The sequence below is a fragment of the Verrucomicrobiales bacterium genome, from assembly GCA_016793885.1.
GTDB lineage: Bacteria > Verrucomicrobiota > Verrucomicrobiia > Limisphaerales > UBA11320 > UBA11320.
Genome location: JAEUHE010000025.1, coordinates 79,414 through 94,408 on the forward strand (window position 1 = coordinate 79,414; position 14,995 = coordinate 94,408).

Consider the following 14,995-nt stretch of genomic DNA (forward strand, 5'->3'; position numbering starts at 1 on the left):
ACTGGTTGTTTTAGGAATGAATCGCGAGCAGAGCCGAAATCCTCACTCGGAGACGAGCTAAATTGGCCCACCCACCACGAACCGGTTCCCCTTCCCATTGAAGACACAACCACCTGATCATCAACAGGCCAAATCCAATCACCCCGTCCATTCAAGAGTCTCATTCTTTTCTATTGTGCCCGCAGCCATTTCCAAGGCAATTAATGAGCGGCATTTCATGAAATATCGCCAACTTGGAAAAACAGGGTGGAAGGTTTCGGCGCTGGGGCTGGGGGCCTCCCCTCTCGGAGGAGCCTTCGGGAAAGTGGACGAGAAGGAAGGGATCAAAACCGTCCACACGGCGGTCGATCTTGGCATCAACTTCATTGATGTGGCTCCATTCTACGGTTCCACCCGCGCGGAGGCCATCCTCGGCAAGGCACTGAAGGAAGTGCCGCGGGAACGCTTCCTCCTGGCCACCAAGGTGGGTCGTTATGGGTCGTCCGTGGAAGATTTCGACTTCTCGGCCACTCGGGTCGTTCAGAGCGTGGATGAGAGTCTGCGGCGCCTGAAACTTTCACACATTGATCTGATCCAGTGCCATGACGTTGAATTCGCGCCCTGGTCCCAGCTGGTCGAGGAGACGATCCCCGCACTCGAGAAACTCAAGACCACCGGCAAGGTCCGCCATATCGGGGTGACGGGATTCCCCTTGCCCCTGCTTCGAAAACTGGCCGACCTCAAGACCGTGGACACCGTCCTATCCTACTGCCACTACTGCCTGACCGACACAACTTTGGTGCGCATCCTCACTCATCTCAAAAACCGGAACGTGGGGGTGATCAACGCCTCCCCGTTCGCGATGGGCCTGCTGACACAAAAAGGCCCGCCGGCTTGGCACCCCGCTCCGGCCAACTACCGGGATATCTGTGCGCTGGCGGTAGCGCACTGCACCCGGCGAAAGCGAGATCTCGCCAAGCTCGCACTCCAGTTTTCGGTCTCCAACCGCGACATCTCAACCACGCTGGTGGGCACCTCGAGCCCCAAAAATCTGAAGAACGCGGCCAAGTGGGTGAACGATCCCGTCGAGGAAGATTTGCTGGCCGAGGTGCAATCGTTGCTGAAACCCATCTTGAACCGCCCCTGGGAAGGTGGGTCGGAAAAGAACTCGTGAAGCCTGAAGCCTTACAAGCCGACCTCTCGGTGATCGTCCCCGTTTTCAATGAGGCCGATAACGTTGTCCCCCTGGCCACCGAGATCTTAATGGTGCTCGCCAAGCAACCCACGCCGTTCGTATTGGTGTTCGTAGATGATGCCAGCACGGACTCCACCTGGAACCAAATCGCCGAAGCGCAAAAGATGGACTCCCGAATCCGAGGCCTCCGTCATGCCCGCAACGCAGGACAGAGCGCGGCACTTTGGACGGGCATCCGCGAATCCAGGAGCCCTTTGCTAGCCACCATGGATGGCGATCGCCAGAACGATCCGGCCGACTTCCTGACGATGTTGGAAGAGTTGTCCAAGGTAGACTTCGTATCGGGACGCCGGGCCAAACGGGAGGATGGATGGCTGCGACGGGTCTCCTCCCGAATTGCACGGGCTGCGAGGCGAACGGTGTTGGGCGTCGATTTTGCCGACACGGGCTGCGCGATGAGAGTCTTCAAGAGGGAGGTGCTGGAAGGCATCTTCGGGTTCAACGGGCTGCACCGCTTTCTGCCTGTCCTGGTGCATGGAGGGGGATTCAAGACCCTCGAGGTTCCAGTCAATCATCGCCCCCGAGTAGCAGGCGTTTCCAAATACGGAGTCTGGAACCGGCTGGGCCGCGGAATCGTGGACCTCTTCGCTATCCGCTGGTATCAACGAAGAAGACTGGCTCCACAGCCGCGATTGGACCGCCTCTAGCAGCCTGTCGGACTTGTCCCGACCGGACGTAAGTCCGGCTGTGGAGCTCGGGTGGGCACCCCGCAGAACGACATTCTAAGTCCGACGGCCTGCTAGTAAGAGGTAAATCGCGAACGGCTGGGACGAATCCATTTCCGAACGGCTGCGTGTAACTCCTCCGCGCTTACCGGTTTGGTCACGTAGTCATCCATGCCCGCTTCCAAACATCGGTCGCGATCCCCTTGAACGGCATTCGCAGTGAGCGCCACGATCGGCAGCCGGCCCTGGTCCGACGCCGGAAGAAAACCCTGGGACTCGAGCCGGCGAAGCTCGCGAGTCGCCTCGAATCCATCCATCTCAGGCATTTGGCAATCCATGAGAACTAAATCAAACACCTCGATCTGAGCATGGTCAACCGCCTCCTTGCCGTTGACGGCGGCGACGATACGACAGCCCATTTTCTCCAACAAACGCCGAGCGAGCTTGAGGTTCACGTCGTTGTCCTCAACGAGTAGGATTTTAGCATCCAGTCGCTCCAACTTGGAAGACCTCGTGCCACTGACGTCAGCGGGAGGAGCCGCCGAGGACTGAGCTTCCGATGTCGGGGTGACCGGCCGGACCAGGTCGGAAGCCGGCAGGAGAGGCTCCGTCCGCGCAGGCGCAGCCGGGATCTGCGGCTGACTCGGCGACCTATCCGCCACCTCGGCGAGCAAACGACTTCGCTGCTCCAGCCCCTTGCGCAACGCCTCCACCAACGCCTGTTGGCGGACTAACGGCTTTAACAGGGAACCGGCAAACCCCCGGCTGGAGAAGACCGAGGTATCGCCGCGCTGGTTGCCGGTGACCAAAAGAATCAACCCCGTGCCACTGATGCTACCCTCCCGTCGCACCTCCTGGGCAAACTGCATGCCATCCCGCTCCCCAAGGGTCATTTCCACGAAGACAACATCAAACGGATCCCCAAATGCCTGAGCCGTGCGCAGAGTGGACAACGCATCGCTGAAACGATCCACGCACTCACACTCGATGCCCCAGCGTACGAACTGCCGGTGGAGCACCTTGCGATTGATCAAGGCGCGGTCCAAAATCAAAATTCGCTTGCGACCAGGCCCGACCGAAGGCTCGGAAACCCTCAGCAGATCGAGTCGCGGGCTGTCAACCGGGAGAGTCACGGAGAAGGTGGAGCCTTTCCCAACCTCACTTTCCACTTCGATCGTCCCCCCCATGCATTCAACGAGTAAGCGGCAGATCGCCAGCCCCAGGCCAGTTCCTCCAAACTTGCGGGTGGTGGAGGAGTCCATCTGTTGGAACTTGCGGAAGAGCAATCGCTGCTTGGCGGGATCAATCCCGATGCCCGTGTCCGAGATGCTGAACTTCACGGAATAGGCCTCCCGAGACTCCGCTGTTGGCACCCTCAAGAAACTCACCTCGACGAACACATGCCCCTGCTCCGTGAACTTGAGCGCGTTGCCGATCAGGTTAAGCAAAATCTGACGCACGCGCATCGGATCGCCCAGGCACTCCCGAGGCAGCGCCGGATCGCAATAGAGCGCGAGCTCAATTCGCTTCTCCTCAGACTTGGCCGAAAGAAGGGAGCAGACCTCCTCGACGATCTGTCCAAAATCGATCGGGATACGCTCCAGCTGGAGATGGCCGGCCTCGATCTTGGAGAAATCCAAGATGTCGTTGATCAGGGCAAGCAGGCTTTCGCCGGAACTCCGAATCGTCTGAACGAAGTCCAGCTGCTCCTCATCCAACCGAGTGCTCAGGAGGATATTCGCAAAGCCCAGCACCGCGTTCATCGGAGTGCGAATCTCATGGCTCATGGTCGCCAGGAAGTCGCTCTTGGCGGCATTGGCGGCCTCCGCTGCCTCGCGCGCCATTTGCGAGACTCTTTGGGCGGCCTTGCGCTCCGTAATCTCCAACTGCAATTCGCGGGTACGCTCCTGCACACGAACATCCAGCTCATCATGTGCCCGTCTCAAGGCCTCCTCCGCCAGCCGACGCTCGGTCACATCCCGAACAAACGCGCAACAGTAGGCCTGCCCCTGGTATTCCAAGTAGTTGATGGTCGTGTTGGCAGGAAACTCGGTACCGTCGGAGCGCCGGCAGCGACAATCCAAGGTGAATGTGTCCGCGCCAGGCAGCCCGGCCCAGAAGTCTTTCCAGGAGTCCTGGTCGAAGGCTGGGAAAACTCGCGTCACCCGCAGCGCCGGCAAGCGATCTCGGGTGCAGCCCAACAACTTCAGCGCCCCCTCGTTCGCATAGAAGAAACTCCCATCCCGAGTGATCCAGAAGGTCGGATCCCCTGCATTGTCGATATAAAAGCGGGTGAACTCCAGCGCCTCCTCGGTCTGCAGCCGCTCGCTCAGAACCTTGTGAAGGCTGACAATCTCCCGGGCCGCAAACCTCGAAGATTGCTCCTGCAGTCCTTCCTCCTGGCGATCGATCAGCCGTCGACTCAGGCGACGGATCGGACGCAAGATGAAGATGTCCAGCGACGCCAAGATCACGACGGAGAGAATCAACAGACTGAGAAACACCAGCAGTCGCATGCGCAGCACATGCGAGTCGATCGGCTGCTGGCGGCGGGCGATGTCCCATTGCACCGTCATGTTGCCGAATTTCTCGCCCTCATGAACGAGTTGGTCCGAGAAGGACCGAATCTCGGCGTTGGTAATGCTGCGACTCCAACTCACCAGCTCTCGACCCCGAGAATCCGCAATGGCGAACGAGACGATGTCAGCATCATGGGTGACAATCGTCTCAATCACCCCCTTGAGCACCTCGCGATCACGCGCGATCACGGCATCCATCGAGGCCGCCGAGAGGGTCGAGAAAACTCGCTGGGTCTGAAGAACGAGATCGTTGTCCAGGTAGCGCTTTTCGAAGTGTCGCACCATCTCGCCCGTCAACACGCTCACCAGCAGAGTGGCCAAAGCCAAGGCCAAGCCGATCTGCTGCCAGAGCGGCCAGTTCCTGCCGTGCGGGGCCGGTGATGGCGAAGGTTTGGACACCTGGGTTTAAGGACCAAAGCGGTGATTCTCTCGAACCGCCTTCCGGGTTGAATCAAAGTCGGCGTCGGTTCCCGACAGAAAAACCAGCCCCTCCTCGCCGATGGGTGCCAGCACCTTGGGATCCTTGACCTCCAACAGCGCAGCCTGCAACGCCGTGCGCAACCGCGTCGGCAAACCATCCCTCGCCACCCACGGCCGGCCATCGATGGGGAAATAGGCGAGCGCTCGCAAGGAGGCCCCACCATCGACCAATTTACGGAAGGTACGCTCATTCAGCGCACCGGCGTCGAAATCCCCGGCAGCCACCGCGGCTCCCACTCGATCGTGCCGGTCCAGATACTCAAATCCCCCCAGATCGGTGGCACGAATTCCGTGCTCAACCAGATAGAGTTGCGAATTGTATCTGCCCGTCGTGGAGAACTGATCACCAAACGCAAACCGCTTCCCCTTCAGGTCTTCCACTTTCAAAACTGGGCCGTTGCTGAGGACACAGATCACTCCATTCACCACCTTGAGTCCCTTGGTGCCCTCGATGGCGAGGATCTCCAAATTCGCACTCTTCTCCTTGGCCTGCACATAAGACACCGGACCGACCTGCGAAAAGTCGAAAGTTCCCTCAACCAAGGCTTTGATCCCTTCCTCGTAGGTTTTGGCCACCTGGAGGTGGATCTCGACGGGCTCCTTCAGCTCGCTGGAAAGATTCTGCTCGAGCAGATTCAGGAGGGGCCGGTACAGCCGGACCATTTCCGTTGGCTTTTTCGAGGTGTACAGACCGAAAGTCAAACTGACATCAGCCCTGGCCGCAGGCACCAAAAGGATGGCGATCGCCAGGAATGGTAAGCTCCAGGACCGGATACCCATTCTCCCAGGCCGCTTCGCTCCCCGATCAAGAATCGTGGTTGTTGCACTCATGTCATTTCGCATTTGATGGATGGTAGACTACGCATGGTGAAACCCAGACATCACACCCGGCGTTGGCCGCTGCGGGCATGCGGTTTCCCTATGCAGAATCGTCGTCCCGCGGAATCCCTTAAGCGCGATCTACCGTCCCCTCGCCGCCCGGGAAGCGAGACGACCGAGCCTGGACAGGGGTTGTCAGGGGAGCTGCTCAACCCGATAAAAGCAGTGCGGAAGGGGCGCCCCGCGATGCACGACCGTCGAGACCAGAAGTTGGTTGGTCACCACCGCGATGGGGATCCAGTGCACAAAGTTGGTGCTGGTTTCGATTTGATAAACCCCGCGGGGGGAGCCCTGAAAGGACACGTCGACCTCCGCCGGCTCACCCGGTCGAATTTTGAGGGCCAGCAGCTTAGGCCTCACCAAGAGCGCAGAAGCCGGGCTGATGCAGGAAATCTCCCCATCCGTCACCCGAACCCGATAGTCTCCCGCGCCCGCAGAAGTCACCGCTGTCAGCGCCAGACGAGAACCCTTCTGCCCGGGAAGATCTATTCCATTGAACTGCCATTGATACTTCAGCTGGGCTCCCGACGCATCAGACTGAGGGACCTGCGCAGTAAACGCAGCGTCGCCTCCGGGATCCACAACCAGCCTCAGCGGAAGCGGCTGCTCCACCACGAACCCTGTTCCTACCTCATCATCATGGATGACGACCGTCGCATTCGAGGCGGACGTGAAAGCGTGGTCGTAGTAGCGGTTGGTCAACACGATGGTAAACGTCCGATCCCCATCTCGTCGGCTGTTGTTCAGGAGACGAACGGAAATGTTCGTGACCGTAGTCCCCGCGGTAATCCTTAACCCGGCTGCCAAAGGGGCGTGGTCCACCCCCCAAAGCGCCGAACCAGCGAGACCAAAACCTACCGAGGACGGAATGGACAGGCTGCCTGTGCGGGTCAGGGTGAACACCATCTCGGTATCCGATTCCGAGACGTCCTTGCGATCCGCAGTAATACTGATCATCGGAAGCTCTGAAACCAGCAAGGGAACCGCCGCGCTTCGCACCGCACCGTGCGCATTGGTGATCACCACTGAATAGAGCGCCCCATCCTGGGGCTTGATGTCGGTAAGCCTTAACACGGACTGCTCAGCCCCCTGGATCGGCAGAGTGTTCCGATACCATTGATAGCCCAACGGAGGAGCGCCCGAGGCCTTAACCTCAAATTGGGCTGACTGTCCGAAAAAGGCCGCAGCCGTCACCGGAGCCGTCACAATTCCAGGGCGCAACGAGAGTTCCAATGCGGCCCCCTCGCTGGTCACCGCGCCGACTCGATTGGAAATAACCACGGAATAGACGCCCTGATTTTCCGCGCGTCCAGGCAACCGAAGCACCGCATTGGTCTCCCCCTCCATCGGCGAGGCATCCCGCAGCCACTGGTAGGAAAACGGCGGGGTGCCGCGTGCTGTGGCAAAAAAGACCGCTTGGTCGTCCAGACTCAGGGTCTGCCGGCGGGGCTGAGTCGTGATCAAGGGCGCCATTCGAACGCCAACCTCCACGTTCAACGAAACAGATCCGAAGTCCGTCGACGCCAAAACCGAATAGCTCCCGGTCATTGCCACGGAGAAGTCGGGCAGCGCTAACAAGGAGGAGGTTGCACCCGCGATCTTGACCCCATTCCAATACCATTGAAAGGCCGTCGCCTCAGCGATAGGAGCTGCCAGCTCCACATTCATGCCGGGCTCCGCCTCGATGGGATCCAAACTTCCCAGGACAACGGGAACAGGCCCACCGGCTGGCAAATTGCCCGTGCCTGCTGTAGGAGCGGCGGCCTGCCAGAGCACTGGATCGTTGCCATACACCGAGAGATCCGTGCGCTGAAGGGAGTATCCGGTCCCGTCGGCGGCAGCCGGCCAAGGAGCGCGGTCTCCATAGCCGATACGGTCGACCAAGATATAGGGGATGTACCCAAAGTCAGGATCGAACCAGAACTGAGGAATATCGGGCCGATGCAGCTCCAGTGCCTCTCCCCCTCCGTTGCTCAACTGGCCATCGAAAGGGCCGAACAGGGGCACCTCAGCCGCAACTTCATAGTAATTGCGGAAGTCGGCAGCCAGCTCAGGTTCGGCCAGCGGATCGAACCCCACGACCAACAGCCGCTCGCCAGGCCGAACAACCACTCCGAAGGGAAAGGTAAAGGAGACCGCACCGCGCAGCTGCCAGCAATTCGTCGTTGCGAGAGGATCATATAACAGCTCTTCCCGATTGCTGATGCTCTGAATCTCGATGAACTCGCGCAAAGGCCGGTCCTCTGGCGAAAGATCGCTGGGGTGATACATGATCTCGGTGAGAACGAGCGGCCCCATGACCGGGCTGGCGTTGGGCGCCCCTTGACCCCGGCGAAACTCGGGCAACAGCTCGGGAGCATTGGTGGCCACGATTCCGGTGCCAAACGTCACGTGCGTCAGAGTGATGAATTCAGGTCCTTGGCTGGTAAGGAATCGGCCAAAAGGGATCCCATTGGGTGCTGGCCCGAAGGTGACAGTCGCGCGCAAACCGGTCAATCGACCCTCACCATCCGCGGCGAACAGATGAAACTCATCCCCATGAGCAGAGTTGAAGGAAAACCCGGGCAGGACTCCCGGAACCGGCTGCAATAGGTTCTTGTAGAAGGTCACGAACTTCCCCGGCTCGATCACGGTTCCATAAGGAACTTTGAACTTCCGCGGTCGACTGAGATTGTCGCTCATGAACCAGCCGCTCAAATCCATCGACTCAGAGGACAGATTGAGCACCTCGATCGAGTCTTCCAGCGGTTCATCCGCATGGCTCAAAACTTCGTTGATCACCAACTGGGGCAACGGAAGCATGTTCGGCTGATCAGGCGACGAGTTCATGCCGAAGTTCACTATGTTGGTAGCACCATCAGGAAAGCGACCGTGTGCAATCCCCGGCTCCTGGGACTCAAACCGGAACCCGTCGATGGGAAATCCAAACCCATCGAACAATCCAAGCTGCTCCCCTTCGTCGCTCAGCGCAAAGCTCACATGATCAGCGCCCTTTTCCACGAGCTTGTCGGCATGGAATACTCGATAGGCACCGTCTCCACTCCCCAGGAACGACAGCGCGGCAATCGGAGATTTATCCCGCTTCTTGAAGTCATCCGTCAGGAACAGACCCTCCAACGAGACGGGGAATGCATCCGGATTGAACAGCTCGAAATAGTCATCGCCGGACACCGGATTCGACATCCACTCGTTAATCCGAAGTCGCTGCGGGTCGCCTAGCCGCATGCCCCGATTGGCGCCACCGGCGGTGGGAGGCGTCAGAGTCCACGCACCGGTCCCGTCCGGGAAACGTCCCACCGAACAATCCATCGCCTGCAGCCCGAACTTCAAGGTATCGACCGCCTCCCCTCCATCCTGGGGACGATCATACAGCACGAGAGTTTCCCCACTGGAGGCCAATCCAAAGCCGGTGTTCAGAAAGGGGCCGTCGAGCCGAACGGAAGGAGGAAAATCATCGGAACACAGGACTACCAGGAAACCCTGGGCCTTGATCCGAGCTCCGGGGGGAAACACCCACCGCTGCGGGTTCGTTTCGTCGTCGCTCAAGCTCAAACCCGCAAGCTCGACATCTTGGTCGCTGATATTGCGCAACTCCACCCAGTCAAGAATGTTGGTCAGCGCCGAAATGGTCGGCGCGGCGGAATAGGCCAGCACTTCGTTCAACACCACGCTCGGCGCAGCCACGACGGTAGGATAATGAGTCGAACTCAGCACCATCACCACACCGCAAGCCATCAGCTTCTTCAGTATCTCGCGCATAGTTTGTCCATTTGTAGAGGAGGAGGGAGCAGGCCGGTCACCCGACCTTCTCGCCGGTTTGCGGAGTTTTGAATCGCTCGTGAGATCCGAAGGGACCCAAGCACAAGAGCTCACTCCGTCGTGGAGTAGAAGGGGCTACCCCCTCCCGCCCACCCGCGTTTCCGATGCCCACTACCTCAGGCATTCGCTCATTTTGTCATGACAACGACAGGCAAGTTAGCAACCCCCGAGCCAACCCGTCACCGGGACGGACCGGGTCCACGACAAGAAAGGTTAACCTCCTTGTAATATTGATGTAACACTAGTCGGACACTCCGAGGGCGCCCCCACACCCCGATCGTTCAAACGGAGGAGGACGAAAGAGCCGGGGAATAAATGACGGGGCAGCCAGCTCCGGAGGGAGAATTTGGCCGGTTGGCTGGAAGTCTTTGCCGCCGAGGCAAAAGGAGATGTGAAAAGGGGGTTCTCAAACGAAAGAGTTTTCGGTAATGTGACGGGGATTTGGCGAGACCATGCAAACCATACCATCCACCTCAGGCAGCTTTGAGAAGTCGAAGAACCCCGCGCTGGTCGGGATGAATCTCTGTGACCGTACGATTCGCATTCAAAAACCACGAAGCTTTCTGCAGAAGACCGGATTGGCCGTTCAGGACTGGCTCGAACGTCGCGTGGCCGGAGTTTCGGTTTACGGAGACCCCCCGGTGTATGACTCCAGCACCTTCGGATGGGCGAAAGAGGTCGAGAGCGAATGGAAATTGATTCGCGCCGAACTGGATCAGGTCATGAAGTTTAAGGACCAGATGCCCAGTTTTCACGAAATCCTGAAGGAAGTGCATATGATCACCACCGACGACCAGTGGAAGACCTACTTCCTGGCTGGCATCGGGATGGATTGTCGGGAAAACGCGAAAAGGTGCCCGGAGACCATGCGACTACTCGGGAAGATTCCGGGGATGAAAACGGCCTTTTTTTCCATTCTAGCCCCGCACAAGCATATCCCCGCGCACCGGGGAGCTTTCAATGGAATCCTCCGCTTCCACCTCGGACTCATGGTGCCCGAACCGCGCGAAAGGGTGCGCATCCGGATCGGCAACGACATTCACCACTGGAGTGAAGGCAAATCACTCATCTTCGACGACACCTTCAATCATGAGGTGTGGAACGATACGGATGGCTACCGGGTGGTGCTATTTGTCGATTTTGCGCGGCCGTTGAAGCAACCGTTCCAAGGGATTAATGAGGCCTTCCTGAATATGGCTTCCCTGGCGCCCTTCCTCCGAGAAGCCGGAACCAAACAGAAGACCTGGGAGAAGAAGTTTTACCGGGATGCCAAATCACCGGCCAAACCGTCTTAAACCCGTCTCAACTCACCCCCCATGGCCACTTACATTTACGAAACCATCCCGGAGAATCCTCGAAAAAAACCGCGCCGATTCGAAGTGGAGCAACGCATGAGCGAAGCGGCCCTGACCAAGGACCCCAAGACCGGCGAACCGGTCCGACGCGTCATCACCGGAGGAAGCGGCATCGTGACCCACGGGGCGAGCATCCTGTCGATGAAGACCAAGAAGCGTTAGTGTTTCAGCAGCAAGAAGGACGAGTCGAACCAGAGACCGTTGAAGTCAAACTGCAGGGCCGGCGGGTCGAAATCACCCACGACCCACACTAATTCGTTGCGGGGCTTCACCAAATGGCAGAGCTCCTGGATCATTTCCGACTCGAAACCGAGGATCTGGTAGCGGTCCCGGCGCAATTCCTCCTTCTCTATGACAGCCAGCAAGTGACGTGCTTCCGCGGTTCCAGCCTTGAGCACCCAGATCTCGGCCTCCGGAACCTTCACCGCGAGCTTGTTCAGCTTACTCACCCCACATTCCCCACATTCCACCCAAAGGACCGGCTGCAGGGTGTAGTCTAGCTGCACCAGGTCCGGTTCGAACGGGATGTTATCGTTCATCACATCCCCCTCGATCTCGAGTCGGTCCCGATAAAACAAAACGAAGCCGAGCAACTTCAGCACGACGTGACGGATGCTCTCGTTTTCTTTGAGACCGATGATGAGCTTCCGAGGCAGATCACGTCGGCGGTCTTCGCTCTTTAAATCGAAAATAAACTTAGTGCTCATGCCACAAACCGATCCTATGCATAGCTCAGGACTCTGCCGGAGGGAACTCGAAATCCCTCGAGTCCCCTCTTCCAGCTGGAATCTTTCGCCGAGATGGATAGCGTAGGCGCCTTGTAACGATGCAAACGACACCAAACCGACCCTTTATCGACGGTGCTTGGCACCCAGCTCAATCGAACCGTCCCGCTCGCCTGATCAATCCGGCCACCGGGCAGCCGTTCGCCGAGGTTGCCTCGGCCGATCCAGCGGATCTGGAGAAAGCCATCCAGAGCGCGCAGACCGCTTGGGAATCGGGATGGCGGGATCTGGCGCCCGGGAAGCGTACCGAGATCCTCTTCAACGTCGCCCGAGTGCTGCGAGAGAACCTCGAGCACATCGCTCAACTGGAGATGCTCCAAATCGGGAAACCGATCTCCGATGCTCGCGATGAAGCCGGCCTGGGAGCGCGTGTGTTCGAATACTATGCCGGGGCCGTCACCAAGTTCTTCGGCCAGACCATCCCCGTCTCTCGTGGCGGTCTCGACTTCACCTTGAAGCAATCCATGGGAGTGGTGGCCGCGATCGTGCCCTGGAATTTTCCGTTCCCCATCGCCTGCTGGAAGGTAGCCCCGGCGCTCGCCGCCGGCAATTGCGTGATTCTCAAGCCGGCTTCCATATCTCCGCTCACCGCCCTGCTGCTCGGTGAACTCGCCCATTCCGCAGGGCTCCCGCCCGGAGTGCTTCAGGTGATTCCAGGAAGCGGATCGACCATCGGTGATGCCCTGGTCACCCACCCGCTGGTGCGCAAAGTCTCCTTCACCGGCTCCACCGAAGTGGGACGCCGAATCATGGAGCTTTGCTCGCGTGATCTGAAACGCATCTCGCTGGAACTGGGGGGCAAGTCGCCCAATATCGTGTTCGCCGACAGCGATTGGAGAAAGGCCGCCGAAGCCTCCCCCTTGAGCGTGTTCGCCAACACCGGGCAGGATTGCTGCGCCCGCAGCCGCCTGTTTGTGGAGCAGTCGATCCATGACGAGTTCGTGGAGATCTTCGTCGCTGCCACCCGCCAATTGAAAGTCGGCGACCCATCCCTCCCCGATACCCAACTCGGCCCCCTGGTCTCGGCCGATCAGCGGACCACCGTCGAGCAGTTCCTCAACGATGCCCGATCCCAGGGAACGCGCTTCGCCTGCGGCGGCGATCGCCCCAGCGGGCCAGGCTACTACCTCAACCCAGCTGTCCTCCTCAACCCCGGCCGACAGGACCGCTGCTGGAAAGAAGAAATCTTCGGCCCAGTCGTTGCTATCGTCCCCTTCACCCAAGAGGCCGAAATGATCAGGGAAGTCAATGCCTCGCCCTATGGATTGAGCGGATCGATCTGGACGAACGATCTCCGCCGGGCCATTCGAGTAAGTCGGCTCGTGCAAAGCGGAGTTCTCAGTGTCAACACCCATAGCAGTGTCCACGTTGAAGCGCCCTTTGGCGGCTTCAAGACCAGTGGCATCGGCCGCGATCTCGGCATGGGAGCGATGGATGGTTACACCGAGTTGAAGAATATTTACATTGCCGACTAAGCATCCCCCGAGAATATGAAGCTCAGCGAACTGGCCCAGTGCGTCCGAAATAAATCCATCGATACCGTCATCGTTGCCGCTCCCGACCCCTTCGGCCGGCTGGTAGGAAAACGATTCCGCGCTGATTTCTTCCTCAAAGAGGTCGTGGGACACGGAACCCACGGATGCAATTATCTGCTCACGGTAAACATGGAGATGGATCCGCTGGAAGGCTTCGCCCTGGCCAATTGGGAGTCCGGCTTTGGCGACTTCGCCATGAAGCCCGATCTCTCCACGCTGCGCCGGGTTCCCTGGCAACCCGGCACCGCCATCATTCTCTGCGACTTCCAGAGGGAGGATGGCAGCCCGGTGGCAGAGGCTCCACGCTCCGTGCTGCACGCCCAACTGGATCGCCTCGCCCAGCAGGGCTTCACCTGCTTCTGCGCCAGCGAACTGGAGTTTTACCTCTTCAAGCAGACCTACCACTCCGCCTTTGAGGCCGGCTACCGAAATCTGCAGCCCTCGAGCGACTACCGCATTGACTACCATGTCATGCAACCCACGCGAGACGAGCCGCTGATGCGCGCGATCCGCAACGGGATGACTGAGGCGGAAATCCCCGTCGAAAGCAGCAAAGGCGAATGGAGCCGCGGTCAGCATGAAATTAACTTCACTTACGGGGAACCGCTCCCCATCGCCGACCAACATGTGCTCTTCAAGCAAGGGGTTAAGGAAATCGCCGATCAGCATGGTCAAGCGGTAACCTTCATGGCGAAGGTTGCGCCCTCTGAAGCTGGCAACTCGTGTCACATCCACATGAGCCTGTGGAGCAAAGGCAAGAATGTGTTCTGGGCGCCCCTGCCTAAGTCGGGACCGGCTCAGGAAAACATCCCCGGATCCAAGCTCTTCCGTCAATTTCTCGGCGGCTTGATGAAGTATAGCCCCGAACTCTGTCTGTTCTACGCGCCGACCATCAACAGCTACAAGCGGTACCAAGCAGGCAGCTGGGCTCCCACTCGAATGGCCTGGTCGAATGACAACCGAACCTGCGGCTTTCGGATCGTCGGACAAAAGAATTCGTTCCGACTCGAAAACCGCATGCCCGGGGCCGATGCCAACCCTTATCTGGCGTTCGCTGCGATGCTCGCCGCCGGAATGGCAGGGGTCCGAGAAAATCTGGACTGCGGGCCAGCCTACTCAGGCAACGCCTACATCGATAAGGATCTGAAGAGGCTTCCGAGCAGCCTCCGCGAAGCCGCCGAATCACTCAACGAGAGCAAGCTGGCGCGCTCCGCCTTCGGCGACGGAGTGGTCGACTTCTACGTTCACCACGCCCGATTGGAGAATCAAGCGTTCAACGACGCCGTCACCGATTGGGAGAAGCAGCGCTACTTCGAACGAATTTGAGGGCGTGGCAATGAGCCTAGGTCCGACAGGCTCTCCATGAACCGGGCCTCGCTTCGGTGTCCAGAGCTGTGTAGTCTCCGGCGAAGGAACAAAGCGCCATGGAGTGCGGAGACAAGTCTCCGCTTTTCCTGCGCGTGGCGGAGTGGCTGCTGGTGTGCCTATTGTAAACGCCACCGTTGGAGGGACTAAACTCGGGCGAAGGAAAAGCGGTGTCGTGCCCTGAGCATTACCCACAAGTTCGGAGGGCTTCCTCCCTATCCCAACGGGATTGCGCCTCAAAGCCCAGGGTTGGGAGGAACGAGCTACCCTGGGGAAAACGCCATAGAATCCACAACCCC

General features: G+C 59.0%; 10 protein-coding genes. 6 read left to right on the top strand and 4 right to left on the bottom strand.

All coding sequences use genetic code 11. The features are described 5' to 3' along the window. The first annotated feature begins 217 nt into the window (after nucleotides 1-217). Complete coding sequence (locus JNN07_03455; GenBank protein ID MBL9166772.1) at nucleotides 218-1,153, top strand: aldo/keto reductase; 936 nt, start codon at nucleotides 218-220, stop codon at nucleotides 1,151-1,153. After that, nucleotides 1,150-1,881, top strand: a complete 732-nt coding sequence (locus JNN07_03460; GenBank protein MBL9166773.1) for a glycosyltransferase family 2 protein — start codon at nucleotides 1,150-1,152, stop codon at nucleotides 1,879-1,881. The genes JNN07_03455 and JNN07_03460 overlap by 4 nt, the downstream gene beginning before the upstream one ends. Nucleotides 1,882-1,973: 92 nt before the next feature. Here the strand turns inward: JNN07_03460 and JNN07_03465 are convergent, their stop codons facing one another. The 3 genes from JNN07_03465 to JNN07_03475 form a co-directional block, all read right to left on the bottom strand. Continuing rightward, entirely contained in the window at nucleotides 1,974-4,877 is a 2,904-nt protein-coding gene (locus tag JNN07_03465) for a response regulator (protein MBL9166774.1), read from the bottom strand. A 6-nt stretch (nucleotides 4,878-4,883) separates the two neighbouring features. Beyond that, complete coding sequence (locus JNN07_03470) at nucleotides 4,884-5,789, bottom strand: PhnD/SsuA/transferrin family substrate-binding protein (GenBank protein MBL9166775.1); 906 nt, start codon at nucleotides 5,787-5,789, stop codon at nucleotides 4,884-4,886. A gap of 183 nt (nucleotides 5,790-5,972) precedes the next feature. Then, a complete protein-coding gene (locus tag JNN07_03475) occupies nucleotides 5,973-9,596 on the bottom strand; it encodes a lamin tail domain-containing protein (GenBank protein ID MBL9166776.1) in 3,624 nt (1,207 codons plus the stop codon). Between the two features lie 512 nt (nucleotides 9,597-10,108). Here JNN07_03475 and JNN07_03480 point away from each other — a divergent pair. Then, nucleotides 10,109-10,951, top strand: coding sequence for an aspartyl/asparaginyl beta-hydroxylase domain-containing protein (locus tag JNN07_03480; protein ID MBL9166777.1), 843 nt, complete (start codon nucleotides 10,109-10,111; stop codon nucleotides 10,949-10,951). 21 nt (nucleotides 10,952-10,972) lie between these two features. Next, nucleotides 10,973-11,173 carry a zinc ribbon domain-containing protein gene (locus JNN07_03485; protein MBL9166778.1) on the top strand — a complete coding sequence of 67 codons (201 nt, stop codon included), beginning with the start codon at nucleotides 10,973-10,975 and terminating at the stop codon, nucleotides 11,171-11,173. Here the strand turns inward: JNN07_03485 and JNN07_03490 are convergent. Beyond that, nucleotides 11,170-11,718 carry a YaeQ family protein gene (locus JNN07_03490; protein MBL9166779.1) on the bottom strand — a complete coding sequence of 183 codons (549 nt, stop codon included), beginning with the start codon at nucleotides 11,716-11,718 and terminating at the stop codon, nucleotides 11,170-11,172. The two genes, JNN07_03485 and JNN07_03490, sit on opposite strands and share 4 nt — an antisense overlap. Nucleotides 11,719-11,837: 119 nt before the next feature. Between JNN07_03490 and JNN07_03495 the strand changes: the two genes are divergently transcribed. Both JNN07_03495 and JNN07_03500 read left to right on the top strand, forming a co-directional pair. Beyond that, nucleotides 11,838-13,271 carry an aldehyde dehydrogenase gene (locus JNN07_03495; protein ID MBL9166780.1) on the top strand — a complete coding sequence of 478 codons (1,434 nt, stop codon included), beginning with the start codon at nucleotides 11,838-11,840 and terminating at the stop codon, nucleotides 13,269-13,271. A gap of 15 nt (nucleotides 13,272-13,286) precedes the next feature. Continuing rightward, the gene (locus JNN07_03500) at nucleotides 13,287-14,657 is read left to right on the top strand and encodes a glutamine synthetase (GenBank protein ID MBL9166781.1); all 1,371 of its coding nucleotides are present in this window, start codon (nucleotides 13,287-13,289) and stop codon (nucleotides 14,655-14,657) included. The last annotated feature ends 338 nt before the right edge of the window (nucleotides 14,658-14,995 follow it).

Coding starts and splice junctions, on each gene's coding strand:
- JNN07_03455 (MBL9166772.1), top strand. CDS start 218: ATGAAATATCGCCAACTTGGAAAAACAGGGTGGAAGGTTTCGGCGCTG.
- JNN07_03470 (MBL9166775.1), bottom strand. CDS start 5,789: ATGAGTGCAACAACCACGATTCTTGATCGGGGAGCGAAGCGGCCTGGG.
- JNN07_03475 (MBL9166776.1), bottom strand. CDS start 9,596: ATGCGCGAGATACTGAAGAAGCTGATGGCTTGCGGTGTGGTGATGGTG.
- JNN07_03480 (MBL9166777.1), top strand. CDS start 10,109: ATGCAAACCATACCATCCACCTCAGGCAGCTTTGAGAAGTCGAAGAAC.
- JNN07_03485 (MBL9166778.1), top strand. CDS start 10,973: ATGGCCACTTACATTTACGAAACCATCCCGGAGAATCCTCGAAAAAAA.
- JNN07_03490 (MBL9166779.1), bottom strand. CDS start 11,718: ATGAGCACTAAGTTTATTTTCGATTTAAAGAGCGAAGACCGCCGACGT.
- JNN07_03495 (MBL9166780.1), top strand. CDS start 11,838: ATGCAAACGACACCAAACCGACCCTTTATCGACGGTGCTTGGCACCCA.
- JNN07_03500 (MBL9166781.1), top strand. CDS start 13,287: ATGAAGCTCAGCGAACTGGCCCAGTGCGTCCGAAATAAATCCATCGAT.